Genomic DNA, 18,931 nt, shown 5'->3' on the forward strand with positions numbered 1-18,931 from the left:
GAGATGGGACTGCTGCTGATCGCTATGAAGTGTGAGGATGCTAACCAAACGGTCACATTGGTGGACAATGGAGAGGACAGGAGAGGGGGATGACGCTTGGCGAATCGTAGTGAAGCTGGGAAGGTAGAACGCACTTTCCCGTTGATCCGTGGCCAGGGGTTGCCGCCAATCCGGGATCAGAATCCCAGTGGGCACCCGGCGATGACTCTTGATGGGACATCAAAACGTTTGATCGAACTCTTGCAGGAGGATGGCCGCGCATCATATGCCGCTCTTGCCAAGGTGGTTGGCCTATCCGAGGCAGCGGTCCGTCAGCGGGTTCAGCGACTCATCGATAACGGCGTCATGCAAATCGTGGCGGTTACCGATCCAACGAGAGTTGGGTTTATGCGCCAAGCCATGATTGGACTCAAGGTAACTGGTACGTTATCGTCTGTCGCAGAGCAGTGTGCAGCGTTGCCGGAGGTTGATTATGTGGTCATTGCTGCTGGTCGGTATGATCTTCTCCTTGAGGTGGTGTGCGAGAATGATGAGCACCTCCTCGAGCTCATGAGTGATCGCATACGAACGCTCGAGGGAGTTGTCTCCGCTGAGGTGAATGTGTACCTGAGATTGGAGAAGCAGACCTACAGTTGGGGGACGCGTTAGCAGGCGGAGTCCTGTTGCGGTTGATGGTGGTGGTTTGTTCTGCTAGCGTGGCACCGTAGAGACCCACCAATAGCTCCATCAGCGGTTCGAGCTGAATGCGTGTCGAGCAGGCGTTCTGTGCGTCGCGGGAGATCTGACACCACGAGTGTCAAAGCAGATGTGGCACAACAAGTGCCCAGAGAAGGAGACAAGAGGAAATGAATACAGAAGAGCTTTCAGAATCAGCCAAGCGACATCTTTGGATGCACTTTACGCGAATGTCTTCGTACGCCGATCACGAGGTGCCAGTGATGGTACGGGGCCAGGGGCCCTACGTCTATGACAGCAAAGGCAAGCGTTATCTCGATGGACTGGCCGGGCTCTTTGTGGTTCAGGTTGGTCACGGGCGTACTGAGTTGGCTGAAGCGGCCGCGAAGCAGGCGAGCGAGTTAGCCTACTTCCCACTATGGAGTTATGCTCACCAGCCGGCAGTGGAGCTTGCTGATCGGCTGGCGGCGATCGCCCCTGGCGATATCAATCGCGTGTTCTTTACGACTGGTGGATCAGAGGCGGTCGAGTCAGCGTGGAAGTTGGCACGACAGTACTTCAAACTCATCGGCAAGCCAGAGAAGACCAAGGTCATCTCCCGCAACCTCTCGTATCACGGGACCACCTTTGGTGCTCTATCGCTGACAGGTCTCCCAGGTATTAAGACCCCATTTGAGCCGCTTGTCCCGGGGGCCATCAAGGTCCAAAACACGAATCACTATCGCTGTGTTGACTGCGCCATGCTTGACCAGTGTAATCTGGCCTGCGCCGATGATATTGAGCAGCGAATTGAGTTCGAAGGGCCAGAGACGATAGCCGCCGTATACCTTGAGCCAGTCCAGAATGCGGGAGGTTGCTTCACGCCAGCGCCGGGATACTTCCAGCGGGTGCGAGAGATCTGCGATAAGTACGATATTTTGCTCGTGTCCGATGAGGTGATTACTGCCTTTGGCCGTCTCGGTTATTGGTTTGGTGCACAAAAGTATGGCTACCAGCCTGATATCATTACCTGCGCCAAGGGATTGACCTCTGGATACTCTCCGATCGGCGCGATGTTGGCCTCTGACCGCCTCATGGAGCCGTTCTTGAAGGAACAGAATAGCTTCCTCCATGGCATCACGTTTGCAGGACATCCGGTTAGCGCGGCAGTAGCTCTCGCAAACCTCGATATCTTTGAACGTGATCAGCTTCTTGACCATGTCCGTGGCAAGGAAGGTGAGTTCCGGGCAAAGCTCGAGACCCTGACTGATCTCGACATCGTGGGAGAGATTCGAGGTACGGGTTTCTTTTACGGAATCGAGTTGGTGAAGGACAAGAGCACTCGGGAGACGTTCAACGATGACGAGTCAGAACGACTTCTGCGTGGGATCTTGACACCGAAGCTTTTCGAACTCGGATTGATCTGCCGGGCTGATGATCGTGGTGATCCTGTGGTCCAGCTCTCGCCACCGCTTGTCTGCGACTCTGAGCAGTTCGATGAGATGGTATCTATTCTTCGAGAGGCCTTTGAGGCGGCACAAGCAGCGCTCTAGCCGGGCATCCTCGACGCTTCCTGCTTCTCGCAGGAAAGCGCCGGGACCTGCTGGGCAGACCTAGGATTGTAGACGTACGATTAGGGAAGAGTAGTCGGGCCGAATCGTGGGCCGGTCGATTGGTGGAGTCCCCACCCTCAACGGTGAGAAACCAAGGGGGGTGGGGTTGCGCCTGTTTAAGATTCGAGGGTCTCTCGACTACTATATCGAGCGAGAATTACGTGATGAAGTCGGTGTGGTCAACCGGGTTGGCGTGGGGTGCCAGTCGGATGTCCCCGTTGAGCTTGTTGACCTCGGTAGTGCCGCCACGACCATCCGTTACCCTATCAAGGCGTTGGATTTCACGATTGCTGCCCCGAAAGCTGTCTCGGTCCGTTGGGCACTTGCGCCGGAGGCGGAGCGCATCCAGATTGAGGCGGCTCACCATGTTGCCGTTCGCCATACGTTTGAGCTGATGACTGAGTTTGACGCAGCGAAAACCATTCACGGTACGATCCAACCGGTTGCGGGGGTTGCCGCCTTTGATGTCGGCCATCGGCTCTCTCGCTCCGGTGATCCGCATCTTCATTCCCACCTCGTTGTACTGAATTACGCCGATGTAGACGGGCGAAGGGTCGCACTCGACCACGCGCATTGGGCACGTGGCCTCCCTGTCTGGGAGCTCTGTTACCGGACCGAATTGGCTCACGAACTAGAGGCGCTTGGGATCGGGCTCATTGGCCAGGGTCTCGGATCGTGGCGGGTGGCGGGGCAGGCTGCAGGTCTCAATGAAGTGTTTTCCAAGCGGCGTCACGAGGTTATCGCTTTCAGCGGCGATCATGGTTCTGGACGGATGCGTCAGTTGGCGGCCCTGAGAACTCGCCAGGAGAAGGTTCCACATCTACAGTCGGAACTTCGTGCGCGTTGGGAGTCTGAGGCACGCTCGGTGTCCCGTGAGGTGGCGGCCCCACCTGTCCTTGCTGGGGAAGCGAGAGCAGTCGTTCGTGTGAATGACCCACTCCTCAACGAGTTAGTCAAGGCAATAGAACGAGGTGCAACGGACTTAGCGACGGCGAAGGAGGTGGCGCTTCGTGCTGCGCTGGGGGAGCAACGGGCCGCACGGCTCACGAGGGGTGAAAGGATTACGCTCGCTGGCAAGAGGACGGGGCTTGACGGATCGCTCTGTCAAACCTATCGTTCCTTGCCGGTTGCAGAGCGATTGGCTTTGATGGATGTACCAACGAAACATCTGCAAGAAGTGTTCGCCTCGCGCGAGGTGATCCCGATGGTTGCCGCACTTGAAGGGGCAGGGTTGCGTCCGGGGGATCGAGTGACCGTGGAGACGCGAACCTCGCAGGAGGCGACGCTGGTCAACAGTTTTGGCCAATATCGCCAATCGATCCACGGGGCAACGCTCGTGGTTGATGTGAACGCGTTGCCCCCTTCTGAATTCGGTGACTTGGTTAGGCAGCGAAAAACAGTGGTGCGGAGTCCAGGAGTGTCGTTCCATGGATCGGTCGCGACGACGATGCTTGGATTGCGTAACGATGAGGGTAAGAGTCTTGTGCTGGCAGAGAGTTCGGTCGCTTTATGGAAGGCGTTTGTCGCTGATTGTGTCGATTGGGTACGCGCAGAATGCAAGGAAGATGTCGCCTTCGCTGCCTCCTCACCGGGGCTCGGCGCCAAACTACGCAGGGAAGTCGGCAGACAGATGCCCGAGGCGGTAGTCGGCCATATGGGTTCACGACCGTTGTTCCGGGGTGAGCCAGTGACGATGCCAGATGGCCGTAGCGGAAGAATCATCGCCGCCCAAGACCATCATCTCCAGGTCCTCATCGGTGAAACGACCGAGATGGTACCGATCCAGGAAGCGCGACCAGTGGGTTTTTCTGCAGAGTCCAACGATCGACGCCTGGTGGTGTTTGGCCCTCTCGGTGGGAAGGATATGGGAAGTATCGAGCGTGCCTATCTGTGCCAACAACAATTGAGCGAGCTGGTTCATCATTTGCGTCTCAGCACCGACGGCCATGGAGTGAGTTGGTTGGATGCACAACCCACGAGCACGATCTCACTGGCGCGACGCGCAGAACTCGCTAGGACAAATGGTCGTTTTCACGGAGAGAAGCTCTATCAGCTTCGTGCGGTCACCACGACGTTGAGTAGCATCTACGATCGGGCCCAAGAGCTCGGATTCGATGATCGCCGAGGGAGAGACCGTATCATGGATGAGCAGCTCGGATTGTATCGCGAACGGGATGCCTTGAGCCGCGGTCGCTCACGCTAGCGGAAACTCGAAACCTTGCAAAACGGTTGGTGGCGATGAAGCGAGGGGCTAGAGCGGCGAATTAGCATGTTTTGCATTGCGTAGCCGTTCCTTCTTGGTGGCGAGAAGATCAAAGGCATGAACAAGATGGGCCCTGGTTCGATTCGGCTCGATCACGTTGTCGACAAAACCCCGTTCCGCAGCAATCCAGGGGGTGAGGTACTCGTCCTCGTATTTTTGTTGATGGCGGAGTCGTTCTTCATTAGGCGCGCGCCGGTAGATGATCTCTACGGCTCCTTGTGCTCCCATGACAGCGATCTCTGCTGAAGGCCATGCGAAGGTGAGGTCGTTGCCGATCCCCTTGGAATCCATGACGATATATGCCCCTCCGTAGGCTTTGCGCGTAATGAGACAGATGCGTGGCACATTGCATGCGGCATAGGAGAACGCGAGTTCGGCACCGTGGCGAATCATGCCACGCCACTCAACGTCCTTGCCCGGCAAAAAGCCGGGTGTATCGACGAGCGTGATCATCGGGATATTGAAGGAGTCGCAGAAACGAACGAAACGAGCACCCTTCTGAGCCGCAGGAATGTCGAGGGTACCCGCCATTATTTTGGGCTGATTTGCCAGAATTCCAACGGTGCGACCCTCAAGACGGGCGAGTCCCGTTACGAGTTGGTTCGCCCAAGTGGACCGAAGTTCATAGAAGGTGTCGTGATCGACAATACCACTGACAAGGTCGCGGACATCGTAGGCCGCGGTTGGCTGTTCAGGGATAATCATATCAAGGTCGACATCGGCAGGGTCGTTGGAGTCTACTCTTGTTGGGAGTTCATTCGTGGAATCCGGGAGATAGCTCAGGAGTTTCAGGATTGACTCTTCGATATCACGTCGGTCGTTGGCGACGTCAAAAGCAACGCCTGAGCGGTTGAGCAGGACAGATGCACCGCCAAGTTCTTGATTTGTCACCGAGACGCCGGTGAATTCGACGACTGACTGGGGCCCACTGAGGAAGGCGAAGGAGTCCGGTGCCATGACGACGTAGTCGGCGAGTCCGAGGAGTAAAGCGGGGCCTGAGACTGCTGGCCCAGTGAGGCCGATCAGAATGGGCACTTGACCCGAACAGTGTGCGAGTGCGCGTGCGGCAATCCCCCAACCATGCAGCGCAGCGACCCCATCTTGGATTTTGGCACCTGAGGTTGAGAGTTCGCAGACGATCGGTACGCCAATGCTTGCAGCTGTAGAGGCGGCATGGGCGATGCGTTCTCCGTCGCGTTCAGAGAGCGCTCCCCGCCTTGTCGTTGCTCGGGATGAGATCCACATAACGCGACGCCCATCAAAGGTACGGAATTCCGATCGGGTGGAACCGGTCGAGGATGCCTTCAGTTCAAGATGGGGGCTTCTCCTAGCCATCGGTCTTTAGCTCCTTTGTTGGCCTTTGGGCGGTCCGTATGATGCGTTCGGCTGCTCTCCGGCCTGACTCGATAGCACTGTTGAGCGAAGGGGTCCCAAGATGGTCCCCGGCGAGAAGAACACGTTGACCTATCTCGTTGACGGTGTGTGTGCTCCGCGGAAGGGCAGCCTCGACAACGCCAAACTCGACGAAGTCTAGGTCTTGTTGATCACAGTTAAGGGCGAGTGCCAGCGCACTACGCACCTCGGCCGGGGGCGCCGTCGGATCGCAGGATGCGGTGATGAGGTGCCGTTCTGGATCGTGGCTCACGTAGCTGGGTGCGATGTCGCTCATGGGTGCAACGGTGTAGATAGGACTCCCAAGTGGTGGCAGCACGACGGCGGGTACGCCAAAGAGACGACGGTTGCTCAGCACATGGATAAAGCCAACAGAACGCATCGCTGGGAGATGGAGATCGAGTAGTGGGCCCAGCGCCGGCGCATCTACGGCCAAAATGATCCAGTCGGTGGACACCGTTGTTCCATTTTCAAAGGCCAGTTGTCCGCTGGCCACCGAGACTGCCCGGTGGTGGTAGTGAATTCCTCCCGGGAGAGTACGGGCGATGATGGCTGGCAATTGGGCCATTCCTTCGGTCGGCAAACTCGCGTAACCGTTCAAGAGGCGTCTCAAGACAAAACCGGCAAAACTTGCTGGCTCGACGAGATCGGGGTCGATGGTAATGCCGCGAAAGAGGGGAGCAAAAACGCTCTCATAGAGTGGGCGTGGTAGCAGCCCGCCGAGATCAGCGATCGTCGGATGTTGGGTGGTGATGAAGTGAAGGAGGGATTGCCAGTTCGGGAGCTGCAGGAGACGGGCCAGAGCGGAGAAGGTCGCTCGATAGGTGCCAGGGACGCGACGAGGGTCAGAGAGCAAAAGTGGCCCTTCTGAGCGTTGCAGATAGACACCCGGATAAAGATGCTGTAAGGGCAGCTCTGCGACTGAAACGAGTCGACGAAGTTCTGGATAGTCATCGAGGATGATCTGGAATCCTCGATCGAGGATCAGCCCGTCGACATGATCAGTCGCAACGCGGCCACCTGGGCGATCTGAGGCTTCGTAGACCTGGAAGTCAATGTGGTTGATCGCAAGGTAGTGTGCAGCCGCCAAGCCAGCCATGCCTGCGCCAACGATTGCGACCGTTGGAGATTCCGCCACTCGCCTCCCTCTCGTTATCGATGACCATCCCCACCCAAATCCCTCGCGAGCGCTAGGCAGCCGATGTCATCATTCACGCTAATGTCGGTGGGGCCGGCAAGCGTCCGGAGTTGGTAACGAGTCTTGCGAGATGAGTCGCTCCTGGCCAGGCTGCGAGCCGCTAGGGGCGTAATCGTTGGTGTCGGCCTCTAACCTGCTGAGAATAGAGACTGATGATGACCGGTGACGCGAGTAGGTAAGACGACGAAGTGCTATCAAAGGCCTGTAGTGCCTTGGCGATGAAGACCTCGACCCGCCGCGGGGTGCAGATAGTCATCGGTCTGGTTGCGCTTGTCGTGGCCGCTTTGGTGATCTACAGTGAGCGTGGGCAACTGAGCGGTACCGCCGCAGCGCTGTCGACCGCGGATTTTGGACTGATGGTGATCGGTTTCGCCCTCGAGGTTCTGTCGGACCTATCGTACTCGCTGATGACGTACTACCTCTTGCCAACCCGATTAGGCCGTTTGACACGACGGTGGTTTTTTGGAGCCTCTCTCGCGGCGATCGCCATGAATGATTCCATACCACTTGGTGCTGGTTTTTCTGTTGCGTATCTTTATCGCAAGCTTCGAGGCAGGGGTTGTAGCCCCCTTGAGGCGACGGCTGCGTTGCTCGCCGGGAATCTGCTCGCCATCGTTGCCCTTTTGGTCCTGCTTGGCCTGGTACTTGTCGCGCACACCCAGGCAACTGCTGTGCTAAGCAATGTCGATATTGCGATTTTGTTTGGATTGCTATTGCTAGCCGTCGCTGCGATCATCCGGATGGATCGAGTCCTCGTCGTGGCGATCCGGGTAGGCGCATATCTCCGTCGCATCGTACACGTGCAGGGTCAATCCAACCAGTCCAGTATTTTGATGGCGCAACAGCTCCGCTATCGGCCGCGCGCTATCGTGCAATCATCGCTTGGGGCACTTGGGAATTGGCTCTTTGACCTCGCCACCTTGGTTTTGAGTCTGGTCGCCGTCCATGCGCACGTTGGTCTTGTTGGAGTCACGGCCGCTTATGTGCTTGGGGCACTCGCTGCCAACCTTCCGATTACCCCAGGTGGGCTCGGAGTGGTTGAGGGGTCGATCACGGTTGCGTTGGTGGCCTTTGGTGGAGCCCCATCGTCGATGTTGGCTGCTGTCCTGCTCTACCGGGTAGTGAGCTATTGGTTGTGGATCCCCATCGGTTGGAGTAGTTATTTTCTGTTGGGAGGTCTGCGTGAGGATTAAGTGGTGGCGGCGGTGGCCGGTGGCACTCGTGTTGTCCGCGGTGGCACTCGCCTCCTGCGGAGGTGCTCGGTCGGTATCTGGCACCTCTGCAGCTAACTGCGTTGACGCGCTTCAGCGAGCACTGACGATGGCGCCTCATGACGATAGTTTTCGGGGACTGGCACAACTCAATGCTCGTGGGATGGCACACTTGGGGTTTGGAACGATTGCACCTGGCCAGTACTGCGTGATCATGTTTCTCAACAGGAACCTGTCGACTCGGAGGCGCTTTGTCCTCGAGCTCTATGGCTATACCGAGCGTCCTGTCTATTTAGTCGGTCATCTCCAGCACGTTCGAAAGGCTCCCAAATTACTCGATCTCGCCTGAGCGCTTTGGTGTTCAAGCCAAGAAGGCCTGTGTATGGTGGGGCTATCGCCCTGTCATAGGGAATCGGTTGAGCATCATCAACGGCGTGCGATGAGAAAACGCTCCGTGGTTGCGTGGGGATGGTGCTCAACGTCAGCGAGGGAACTCATGCGAGAAGTGCGGTACCATGCGTGACAAGCTTGACCTTTACAAAGTCGAGGACGATCACCCAGATGAGCGTTCCGATGAACACCAGGATGACAGCCTCGACGGGTACTGCGCTCATGAGCACTCCGGTCGTCGCGAAAAGACCGACGACGAGCGTGTCGACACCGGATGCTAACAAGAGGAAGGTCCCTGGTTTTGACGCCCACAGGTGTCCTCGCTCTCTGAGGAGGAGGACATTGGCGAGACCAGAGAAGACGAGCGCCACAAAGTCGAGGGTTTGTAGTTGCCGTTGAGACAGTCCGGCCAAGCTAGCGAAAGCGTAGGTGGCAAAAGAGAAGAGTAGCCATGCGAGCGCGATGATGCCACTGGTCCTCATCAGCGCTGCGACGCTCCAATGGTTGGGGTCTTTCGATGGGTGGACGTTGTCACTAGCCAGTGACATCGTTACGAGATCGTTTGCAAAGAGCAGCAGCAAGATGAGGAGAGGTGTCACCACGAGTTTCCCGAGCACGAGGACTCCAATACTGAGAAAGAGGGCCACTTGGAGGGTCTTTACGATCTTGTTGAGCGTGTACGTGAGCAGACGTTGGTAAACCGCCCGCCCCATATCGATGGCGTCAACCAGACCGGCAAGACCTGGAGTGGTAAGAACAAGACTGGCTGAGGCTTTGGCGACGTCGGTAGCGGTCGCTACAGCGATCCCAACCTCGGCCTGACGTAATGCGGGCGCGTCGTTGACCCCGTCTCCAGTCATGCCAACGATCGCTCGTTGCGTCTGATGCGCTGCGACCAGCTTGTACTTGTCCTCTGGGAAAACCCCCGCATAGACCGCACAAGTTGACTCACTGTTATCGGGTGAACAGACTTTGCCTGATAGGCCAAGTTGCGTTGCGATCGAAGCTGCCGTCTCCGGGGTATCGCCAGTGACCATTTTGACGGTGATGCCAAGCCCTGCAAGCTGTTGAAGAATCTCTACCGCATCATCGCGTAACGGATCGGCGAAAGCGATTAAGCCAAGCAATTTGAGGTCGGAGGCGACTCCCCCAGCGATGCCGAGGACTCTCGAGCCGCTGCGTGCAAGATCAACGAGTGTTCCCGTGAGCGTAGAGGGTTCTTCACCCCCCGTGATGAGCGTCTTGAGCACCTGAGGGGCACCCTTCAAGGCGTGGTGCTCCGATCCCGACGCATCGAGATAGGTTGACTCAGAACGTTTGGTCGCGGGGTCGAAGGGAGAAAAGGTTGCTCGAGGTACGGGTTTGATCCCAAGCTGCTGTGCCTTGGCCAGCGTGGCAAGATCGAGAGGATCTTGGGTGGATGCGTCCGATGCCATCGCTGCAGCAAAGAGCACATCAGCATCGGTGGCGTCCCCAAAGGTGACGATCGATTGAACCCTGAGTTCATTTTTGGTAAGCGTGCCAGTTTTGTCACTCAAGAGAACGGTCATCGACGCGGCCTCTTCAATAGCCGCGAGGCGAGTGACAAGGATGCCGCGACGCACGAGCTCCATCGCCGCGACCGCCGTGGCGAGCGTAAAAGTGGCTGGGAGCGCTATTGGAACCGAGGCGACGAGGAGGATGAGCGCGAACGGTGCTATGTGGGAGAGAGTGATTCCTCGTACGAGCGCATCCACGAGTACGAGGACGACGAGTACGATGTCGAAGGTGACGAGCCATTTCACGATGCCGAGCACCAGCACTTCAAGGTGACTGGCAGATCCCGCTGTCCTCACGAGGTCCGCGGTTTTGCCGAAGTAACTCTTCGCGCCCGTTGCGGTCACCTCGCCTGAGGCTTCGCCTCGTCGGATAATCGACGCAGAATAGACCGTGTCACCACAGTGATGTTCCACCGGGAGCGACTCGCCCGTCAGTGCGGATTGGTCAACCAGCAGTTCGCCATCGACGATTCGTAGATCGGCTGGCGCAAGATCGCCGATCCGTAGATGGATGAGGTCGCCAGGCACTAGATCGAGGGCCGGTACTTGTTGCCAAGATCCATCCCTAAAGACCCTGGCAGTGATCTGCAGTTTGGACTGGAGCAGTTCCAACGCTTTCTTGGCCCGACTTTCTTGCGAGAACGACAGCACTGAGTTCAACACGAGTAGCAAAGCAATAACAATGGCCTCGGCCGATTTGCCGAGCGCCAGTTCCAAGATGAGAGTCACCTCAAGCATCCAAGGAACAGGAGCCCAAAACTTCTTTAAGAATAGAGCAAAAGGATGTTCCTTGGGATGGACGATTGCGTTCGGACCATACTGTTTGCGTCGCTGTGCGACCTCGGCGGTGGTGAGCCCGTGAGTCTCGGAATCCGGTACGAAAGGTTCAGGCAACCGATCAGTGCCTCACAACCAGTACGGGAACTTCGGCATGGTGGATAAGCTGATCGCTGACGCTCCCGAGCAACAGTGCCGAGAAGCCACCCCTCCCTCGTGCCCCTACCACCACCATGTCGGCTTCCTTTGCAAGCTCGATGAGCGCGTAGGCAGGTTCTCCCTCCAAAAGATGCGTTTGAAACGCTACGTCTGGGTACTTGTCTCGCATGAACGCTGCGCCAGTCTCAAGGATGGCCTCGGCGGCGTGCGAAAGTGTCTTGAGGGTGCCCGCCGTTACGCCGAAGTCATAGCCACCGATCTCCCAGGCGATCGCGATCGCAACACTGGCCCCCCGTAGTTTTGCCTCTTGAGCGGCGTAGTCGAGCGCCTCCTGTGCATACTCCGATCCGTCGTAACCGACCAACACCACACCATTTTTGTCAAAGCTTGACGTCTCCATGTTCGGATCTCCGATCTTGTTACCCTGTCTCACAACCTAGGGCTGGTCAAGCCGTTTCACTAGGGGATAAGGTCCCTTGATGAGGAGACGAGGGATGGTGGGCGAGCTTACAGTGAGAAGGGAATCAGTTGAGTGATCGTTAGTCAAGCCGATTGCGGTCGCTGTTAGCAGCCATGGTTGGGGTAGCTGTCATCCAAGGCACGACGAGGCTCGCTACATCCATCCACAGACAGAATCCTTCGAATGTCTGTCAGTCCGTCGAGACGATCGGCTTTGTACAGAGCTAGTGGTCGGTAAAGTGAGGCTCCTGTGCTGCCGAGCTGCTCGCTGGTGGTGAGGTGCGCCTCACGGAAGACCTCGGGTAGCCAACCTCGCTGGAATGCAATTCGAGGGTGACTAGGGTTCGGTCACGACTAGAGGCTTCAATCATAACTAGGGTCGAACGGTTTGGTCGCTAAACGCTGTGGGCCATGGTACCCTAGGTCCGAACAGGGAGAGGAGCCTCTTGCCCGACTTGGCAAGAGGCTCCTCTGTGGTCGTTGATCGAGCCAGTTAGGAGTTCTCGTTTGCCTTCTCAAATGCTTGACGAAGGTTCTCGACTGTCTCCTCGGTGATGGAGTTACGAATCACCTTCGATGGGTGATAGGGTTCAAATGCGCGGGTCATCTGATCGGCATCTCCTGACACTCCAACCAGAAGAAGTGCTGATGTGCCCGGGGTGAGTTCGGACTTAACCTCGGCCACGAGCTTTTCGTCGATGCCTGATCGCTTCCACAGCTCTCCTATCGCAGCTCCTGCACCCATCCCCCCGAGCCAACCGCCGAAGAACCACGCCGGTGGAAACCACCAGAACAGCAAGATACCTGCGAGTCCACCCAAGAAGGCACCGCCAGCGACGGAGCCGTGAGGTGTTGAAAGCGTGGTGATGCCTGACTTGTGTTTCTCGACGACGGCGACGTTGTCAACCCAGGCATAACGCAACTCTTCGAGGGCGCGGACGGCGTCGAGCGCCTTTTGGGCGTCATATGAATGGTCGAACTTTAGCAAGATCAAATCCGGCATGTCGTTACCTCTTCTCTTTCTTTCTTAGTCACTCTAACTTCCTTCTCAGTTAGTCTAACTGCTTCCTCTACAGTTCTACTGTAGTTGGGTTTCCAGGAGTTGTGTTACCGATTTGTTTTGAGTATTCTCACAGTTGATTGTTCATTGTTTTGCTTGGTGCCGTTATGGCGAGTCACTATCTGAGCTATCAGGGCAGTAAAGTGCTCGATTGGACCGATGCTATCCTCGCGTGTGGGTGGTTGAAGGAAGCAGATTTGTGATGTTTCTGCGAGGGTTGGATACTACTTAGAAGTGGACCGACTGAAGCCTTTCATGGGCTCCATATGAAGCTACCGGTATTCGAAGGTCGATGCCGTGAGCCGCAAAATGTGTGACCAAGTTGACGAAGAGTTGGGTTGGCTGATCACGGATCTTGTGTTAGCTCATTCGATTCTCACGTGGTCTAGGCATCACCATCGCTTGCACGCGATGGTGGGCTTGTCACCCTGAGGTGATGGTACCTTCGTCGAGGATGCTGTTGGGATGAGCATAGGTCAGCAGTACCGTTGCCTGCCTGTGGCTGGTGATCATGATGGGAGGTTGGCGACATCTCCAGGTCGGTTATGGGGTAGTTGATGTTCGCAGTCGTAGGCGACGAATGAGCTGTCCGAGGGCCCTCGGGCCTACCCGGTTAGGGTACTTTGCCTCTTTGCTTTGGTTCTGAGCCACCTTAGTATGACCGACTGGATGGTTGGCAGTGAGAAGAACGAACAGCGTTGGTGAGCTGGACCATCATGAAGGGTTGGTGGCAGATGAAGATGAGGGAATGCGCGCGATAGCGCATAGTAGGCGTTAAGTGGACAGCGCGAAGCGATCTGTTCTCCGTTGAGCTACGAGTCGGTCTAGCTACGAGTGGATTCAGATGTTGAGGAGGAGTGAAGGATGGCCAAAGTCGTCGACAAGCCTATTGATCCAGTTGATCCAGCGATAGGAGGTGGCGGAGTCCATCCGCGGGGTATGGGTCTGACCTCGAGCACTGGAGTGGTTGTCGGTTCTATCGTTGGCGCTGGTGTATTTACCATGCCGGCGGTCATGGCAGGAGCGGGGACGAGTTCGATTCTTGTGTTAGCGGCGATTGCTGTTGGGGCAATGGTCTTGGCTACCCTTTTCGGTCAATTAACGCGCAAAGTACCGAGCTCGGATGGTGGTCTCTACGCCTATTCGCGCTTCGCCTTCGGTGATTTCGCGGGTTATATTATTGGTTGGGCTTACTGGATTCAAGCGTGGGCTGGCAATGCTGCCATTATTGCATCTTGGGTACTCTATGTTGAGGCTCTCCTCAGCATGACGCATCCGACACGATGGGATAACATCGTGATCGCACTGCTCGGTCTTTGGATTCCTGCGGCGATCAATATTGCCGGTATCCGGTCGATGGCGTGGGTACAGAATGTCACTGTTGTGTTGCGCTTCATGCCGTTACTCTTCGTCGGGGTGATTGGCTGGTTCTTCATTCATGGTAGTTACTTTGGTCGATTCAACGCTTCAGGCGGGAGCCTCTATTCTGCTATCGGCATTGCGAGCGGTGTAGCACTTTTCTCCTTCATCGGTATCGAAACCGCCGCAATCACTGCTCGTAGGGTTCGTAATCCAGAGAGAAATGTGGGGAGGGCATCGATACTTGGGACGGCGGCGAGTGCGATCGTCTATCTTCTTGTGAGTGCGGTGGTGATGGGATTGGTGCCTCATGGGCAACTCGTCAAGGATGGAGCCCCCTTCGTCACCGCCTTCCAGACAATGTTCGGACATGCGGCATGGGTTGGCAAGGCGGTCGCGGCGACGGCAGTGATCTCAGGATTTGGGGCTCTCGTTACTTGGACGCTTGTCACTGCTGAGGTCTCCTATGCAATGGCCAAGGATGATCTGTTCTTCCCGATCTTCAAAAAAGTTGATGCGCAACACACTGCGCGCATTGGTGTGCTGTTCGCGGCGTTCCTTCCAAGCGTTCTTCTGGTGTGGCGGTATCTCAACTCATCCGGTCTGACGGTCTTTGTCTACTTGGTGAACTTGAGCGTGGTGCTCGTTGCTATCCCCTATCTGTTCTCGGCGTCGGCGCAGTTGTATTTCCTGATCCATAGCCGACGCCCACTGCAGAAAATGCAGTTGTGGAGGGATGCGACACTCGGTATCGTCGGGTTTCTCTTCTCCATGTGGGTTACCTTTGCCTCAGGTTACTCAGCGGTATATCAGGCGATGGTATTGATACTTGTCGGAGTTCCTCTCTTTGGATTGCTCAAGAACGTTGGCAAGCGTGGCCAGGTCGCGGATGGGGCTACCGATGATCTCGTGATAACTGAAGGAAGCGAGGAGGAGGTGAGAGCATGAAAGAGGAGAGGGATTTTCGTCCGTACGTTGGCTCAGAGGTGGGCACGCTGCAGAGCGTGATTCTTCACCGCCCTGGTCTTGAGCTAGCTCGTTTGAGCCCTGAGAACATCAACGAACTGCTCTTTGACGATGTGATCTGGCTGAAAAAAGCGAAGGAAGAGCATGACGCGTTTGCCGAAGCCTTCCGTGATCGGGGAATCAACGTTCTCTACTTTCACGACCTTCTTGCCGGGGCGCTCGAGGTTGATGAGGGACGGGCATTTATGCTCGATCATATCTGCACTGAGGATCGGTTCGGATCAGTGCTCGTCGAGGTGGTCCGCGATTTTCTCGAGGAACTGAACGCAGAGGAGCTAGCGGCCACGGTCATCGGTGGTATTCTCAAGAGCGATCTTGGGCGAGTACGCCGACATAGTATCGTTTTGAGCGCTCTCAGCAACGACGATTTTGTTCTCCCACCTCTGCCAAATCATCTCTTTCAGCGCGATAACTCAGCGTGGATCTATGGAGGAGTCTCGATCCACCCGATGGCTAAGGAGGCGCGCCGTCGCGAGACGATCAATACCCGGGCGGTCTATGCCTACAATCCGGTGTTTGCGGGGAGTACGTTCATCACCTACCTCGGCGACGATGATCGCGACCATCAACCCGCCTCAATAGAGGGTGGGGATATCCATGTGATCGGGCATGGGTCGGTGCTAGTAGGCATGGGAGAGCGAACGACTCCGATGGCCGTTGAACAGCTTGCAACGCGGCTGCTCGCAACGGGTCAGGCGGAGCAGATTGTCGCCGTACAGATTCCGAAGTCGCACGCAACGATGCATCTCGACACCTTGATGACCATGGTTGATCATGATTGCTTTGTCGTCTATCCGTATCTCGACCATCACCTGCGGAGTTGGACGATCTCAGCTGACGAGAGTGGTAGGCCAGTCATTCACGAGAACCGCGATCTTTGGGCGACGCTGGCAGAGTTACTAGAGGTTGACCGTCTCCGTATCTTGAGGAGCGATGAGGATGTCCGAGCGGCAGAGCGTGAACAGTGGGATGATGGGAACAACTACCTGGCAGTGGCGCCGGGTGTGGTCATGGGCTATGAGCGAAACGTCGCGACAAATACCATGTTGCGTAGGAGTGGGATTGAGGTGATCACGATCGCAGGGAGCGAGCTTGGAAGGGGGCGTGGCGGTCCGCGTTGCATGGCTTGTCCTGTTGAGCGTGATGCGGTAGAGAGCTAAGGGAGTCCGAAGATGAATTTATATGGTCGTAGCTTGGTCAAGGTCGATGATCTAAAGGCGAACGAGTTTTTCTACCTCGTCAAGTTGGCCACCACCTTGAAGCACGCGAAGCAAAACGGTGTCGAGGTGCCAGAGCTTGTCGGCAAAAAGATCGCGCTGATCTTCGAGAAACCCTCTACTCGAACGCGATCGGCATTCGAAGTCGCTGCCCTTGACCAGGGTGCACATCCTGTCTACATCGGTCCTGGTGAGAGTCATCTCGGAGTCGAAGAGTCGCCAGCGGACACGGGAAAGGTCCTCAGCCGAATGTACGATGGAATCGAGTTTCGAGGGTTCACACAAGAGAGTGTCGAGAGGTTAGATCAGGCGGCTGACGTGCCGGTGTGGAATGGCCTGACTGATAGGTGGCATCCCACGCAGATGCTCGCAGATGTGCTGACCATGACGGAACATACCACCAAAGAGTTCGGGCGCGTTGTGTTGACCTACGTCGGCGATGGGCGCAATAACACTGCACGCTCGTTGCTGGTGACAGGTGCTCTGTTGGGTTTCGAGATCAGGATTGTGAGCCCAAAGGAGCTCACACTTGAGGACACCTCTGTGCTCCTCGCCAAGCAATTGGCCGAGAACTCCGGTGCGCGACTGGTCATGACGGAAAATATCGAGTGGGGACTGCACGGGACTGACTTTCTCTACACCGATGTCTGGTTATCCATGGGTGAGCCTGAGGAGGCATGGAAAGAACGCATTGACCTTCTCCGGGAGTATCAAGTGAACGAAGCCATGATACGCGCGACCCATAACCCAGAGGTCAAGTTTATGCATTGTCTTCCTTCGTTGCATGACCAGCATTCGGCGACAGGCGCCCGCCTGTCCAAGCTTGTGGGCACCGATGGGGTGGAGGTGACCGACGAGGTCTTCTCCTCTCAGGCTTCCATCGTCTTTGATCAGGCTGAGAATCGGCTCCACACCATCAAGGCGTTGATGCTGGCTTCGCTGCGTGGTCATTGATGCGGCTGGTGGTAGCGCTAGGAGGCAACGCGTTGCTTCGGCGCGGCGAGCGACCTGATGCGACCACCCAGTCGCATCACGTTGAGGAGGCTGCTGTCTCGCTCGGAAGATTGCGCGTCGGCAACCAGCTCGTCATTACCCACGGCAACGGCCCGCAGGTGGGGTTATTGGCGCTTGAGAGTCAGGAGGATTCCTCGCTCAGCTCTCCCTACCCACTCGACGTTCTTGGTGCACAGACCCAGGGGATGATCGGCTATTGGATTAGTAACGACCTTGACAGCACCGCTGGAGCCTCGGGTACCTGTACCTTGATCACTAGGGTGGTGATCGATCCGAACGATGCGGCCTTCACCGACCCCACCAAGTTTGTGGGTAGGACCTATGACGCTGAAGAGGCGAGAAGACTGGCCTCAGAATTTGGGTGGGAGGTCAAACGTGACGGTGATGCTTGGCGGCGGGTGGTTCCCTCTCCCTATCCGCTGCGCATCGTCGAGCTGCCGGTGATCGAGGGCTTGCTATCGATGGGCCTCACCGTCATCTGCGCCGGTGGGGGCGGGATCCCTGTCATGGAGGGACCCCAGGGAGGATTGCTTGGAGTTGAGGCGGTCATCGACAAGGATCTCACCAGTGCAAAGTTGGCCATCGCGTTGGAGGCGGATGTGTTGATGATCCTTACCGACGTCAATGCGATTTATCGTGACTATGGAACGGAACATGCCACAGCCTATCGAAGGCTATCACTTACCCAGCTTGCGGGGTTGGACTTCGCGGCTGGATCGATGGGCCCAAAAGTCCGTGCCGCCGAGGAGTTTGTGCGACACACTGGCCGTAGGGCCGTCGTCGGCGCGCTTGAGGATGCTGATACGCTTCTCGCTGGTGAGAAGGGAACCATGATCATCTCAGGCTGAGGGTGCCTCCTCACCAAGGCCCTAAGTCCCGCCCTTGCTGTGTCCAAGGCCACTGGGTATTGCCCCGTTCGATCCCTAAAACGAGTAGGTGAAGCCCGGGTGGGCCAGGGAGTGGAAGGAGTGATCATGACCAAGTTCATGCATCATCAGACAACGACACCAACCAAGACGGTCGATGTCACCAATATCGAGGAGCCACGAGCGGCTCGTTGGCTCTTTGCCAGCAAGGCCGCCTCATGGATCTGGCTGATCGTACGGCTCTGGTTGGGCTATGAGTGGATTAACGCAGGTGCCTCCAAGCTCTGGGGAGCAGAGTCGGCGGCGTTCTGGAGGAGTGGCCTTGGTGTCAAGGGCTTTACCCTTGGTGCTATCGCTGAGTCCAAGGGACCCCATGCACAGGTCTCCTATGGCTGGTGGGTCGCGATACTGCGTCATGGGGTGCTCCCACACTATCTGTTGGTAGCACGCGTCGATGCGATCGCAGAGTTGGTGATCGGGATCGCCTTGGTTCTTGGTGCCTTTAGTGCAATCGCTGCCTTCTTTGGCCTTGCATTGAACTTCACCTATGTCTTTTCCGGTGCTGTCTCAACGAACCCCGTCTTTATCATCCTTGGCATCGGCATCGTACTGGCCTGGAGGAACGCTGGGTGGCTAGGACTTGACCGTTACCTGCTTCCACGGATGGGAACCCCATGGCAGCACCAACGTGCTCTCCCAACTCAAGACCCAATCAGTCGAGACTCAACCAACTGA

The 18,931-nt window shown here is 56.6% G+C and carries 15 protein-coding genes; 10 read left to right on the top strand and 5 right to left on the bottom strand.

The annotated features are described in order from the left end of the window. Nucleotides 1-201 precede the first annotated feature (201 nt). The 3 genes from M7Q83_RS00780 (at nucleotide 202) to mobF (ending at nucleotide 4,470) form a co-directional block, all read left to right on the top strand. Nucleotides 202-648 carry an Lrp/AsnC family transcriptional regulator gene (locus M7Q83_RS00780; protein ID WP_366525230.1) on the top strand — a complete coding sequence of 149 codons (447 nt, stop codon included), beginning with the start codon at nucleotides 202-204 and terminating at the stop codon, nucleotides 646-648. 197 nt (nucleotides 649-845) lie between these two features. Beyond that, on the top strand, nucleotides 846-2,207 hold the full coding sequence (locus tag M7Q83_RS00785; protein WP_298334368.1) for an aspartate aminotransferase family protein: 1,362 nt from the start codon (nucleotides 846-848) through the stop codon (nucleotides 2,205-2,207). A 166-nt stretch (nucleotides 2,208-2,373) separates the two neighbouring features. Next, nucleotides 2,374-4,470, top strand: a complete 2,097-nt coding sequence (mobF, locus tag M7Q83_RS00790) for a MobF family relaxase (protein ID WP_298334371.1) — start codon at nucleotides 2,374-2,376, stop codon at nucleotides 4,468-4,470. A 48-nt stretch (nucleotides 4,471-4,518) separates the two neighbouring features. Here mobF and M7Q83_RS00795 read toward each other — a convergent pair whose 3' ends face one another. Next, on the bottom strand, nucleotides 4,519-5,865 hold the full coding sequence (locus tag M7Q83_RS00795; RefSeq protein ID WP_298334373.1) for a carboxyl transferase domain-containing protein: 1,347 nt from the start codon (nucleotides 5,863-5,865) through the stop codon (nucleotides 4,519-4,521). Continuing rightward, entirely contained in the window at nucleotides 5,858-7,060 is a 1,203-nt protein-coding gene (locus M7Q83_RS00800) for an FAD-dependent oxidoreductase (protein WP_298334375.1), read from the bottom strand. The genes M7Q83_RS00795 and M7Q83_RS00800 overlap by 8 nt, the downstream gene beginning before the upstream one ends. Nucleotides 7,061-7,338: 278 nt before the next feature. On the opposite strand from M7Q83_RS00800, the gene M7Q83_RS00805 reads away from it, so the two are divergent. Together M7Q83_RS00805 and M7Q83_RS00810 are read left to right on the top strand one after the other, a co-directional pair. Further along, nucleotides 7,339-8,313, top strand: coding sequence for a YbhN family protein (locus tag M7Q83_RS00805; protein ID WP_298334377.1), 975 nt, complete (start codon nucleotides 7,339-7,341; stop codon nucleotides 8,311-8,313). Beyond that, the gene (locus tag M7Q83_RS00810; RefSeq protein ID WP_298334379.1) at nucleotides 8,303-8,680 is read left to right on the top strand and encodes a hypothetical protein; all 378 of its coding nucleotides are present in this window, start codon (nucleotides 8,303-8,305) and stop codon (nucleotides 8,678-8,680) included. The genes M7Q83_RS00805 and M7Q83_RS00810 overlap by 11 nt, the downstream gene beginning before the upstream one ends. A 145-nt stretch (nucleotides 8,681-8,825) precedes the next feature. On the opposite strand, the gene M7Q83_RS00815 is transcribed toward M7Q83_RS00810, so the two are convergent. The 3 genes from M7Q83_RS00815 to M7Q83_RS00825 all read right to left on the bottom strand — a co-directional run bounded on the left by M7Q83_RS00815 (nucleotide 8,826) and on the right by M7Q83_RS00825 (nucleotide 12,657). Then, complete coding sequence (locus M7Q83_RS00815; RefSeq protein WP_298334381.1) at nucleotides 8,826-11,153, bottom strand: plasma-membrane proton-efflux P-type ATPase; 2,328 nt, start codon at nucleotides 11,151-11,153, stop codon at nucleotides 8,826-8,828. 4 nt (nucleotides 11,154-11,157) lie between these two features. Next, nucleotides 11,158-11,628 carry a universal stress protein gene (locus tag M7Q83_RS00820; protein ID WP_298334383.1) on the bottom strand — a complete coding sequence of 157 codons (471 nt, stop codon included), beginning with the start codon at nucleotides 11,626-11,628 and terminating at the stop codon, nucleotides 11,158-11,160. A gap of 519 nt (nucleotides 11,629-12,147) precedes the next feature. After that, complete coding sequence (locus M7Q83_RS00825; protein ID WP_298334385.1) at nucleotides 12,148-12,657, bottom strand: DUF1269 domain-containing protein; 510 nt, start codon at nucleotides 12,655-12,657, stop codon at nucleotides 12,148-12,150. A 921-nt stretch (nucleotides 12,658-13,578) separates the two neighbouring features. On the opposite strand from M7Q83_RS00825, the gene M7Q83_RS00830 reads away from it, so the two are divergent. From M7Q83_RS00830 to M7Q83_RS00850, 5 genes are all read left to right on the top strand, one after another. Then, nucleotides 13,579-15,021, top strand: a complete 1,443-nt coding sequence (locus tag M7Q83_RS00830) for an amino acid permease (protein ID WP_298334387.1) — start codon at nucleotides 13,579-13,581, stop codon at nucleotides 15,019-15,021. Next, the gene (locus M7Q83_RS00835; RefSeq protein ID WP_298334389.1) at nucleotides 15,018-16,259 is read left to right on the top strand and encodes an arginine deiminase; all 1,242 of its coding nucleotides are present in this window, start codon (nucleotides 15,018-15,020) and stop codon (nucleotides 16,257-16,259) included. The genes M7Q83_RS00830 and M7Q83_RS00835 overlap by 4 nt, the downstream gene beginning before the upstream one ends. Nucleotides 16,260-16,271: 12 nt before the next feature. Further along, on the top strand, nucleotides 16,272-17,270 hold the full coding sequence (gene argF, locus M7Q83_RS00840; RefSeq protein WP_298334391.1) for an ornithine carbamoyltransferase: 999 nt from the start codon (nucleotides 16,272-16,274) through the stop codon (nucleotides 17,268-17,270). Continuing rightward, on the top strand, nucleotides 17,270-18,178 hold the full coding sequence (gene arcC, locus M7Q83_RS00845; protein WP_298334393.1) for a carbamate kinase: 909 nt from the start codon (nucleotides 17,270-17,272) through the stop codon (nucleotides 18,176-18,178). Before argF ends, arcC begins: the two co-directional genes overlap by 1 nt. Before the next feature lie 126 nt (nucleotides 18,179-18,304). Next, nucleotides 18,305-18,931, top strand: a complete 627-nt coding sequence (locus tag M7Q83_RS00850; RefSeq protein ID WP_298334395.1) for a DoxX family protein — start codon at nucleotides 18,305-18,307, stop codon at nucleotides 18,929-18,931.

The sequence above is a fragment of the Ferrimicrobium sp. genome, from assembly GCF_027364955.1.
Taxonomy (GTDB): domain Bacteria; phylum Actinomycetota; class Acidimicrobiia; order Acidimicrobiales; family Acidimicrobiaceae; genus Ferrimicrobium.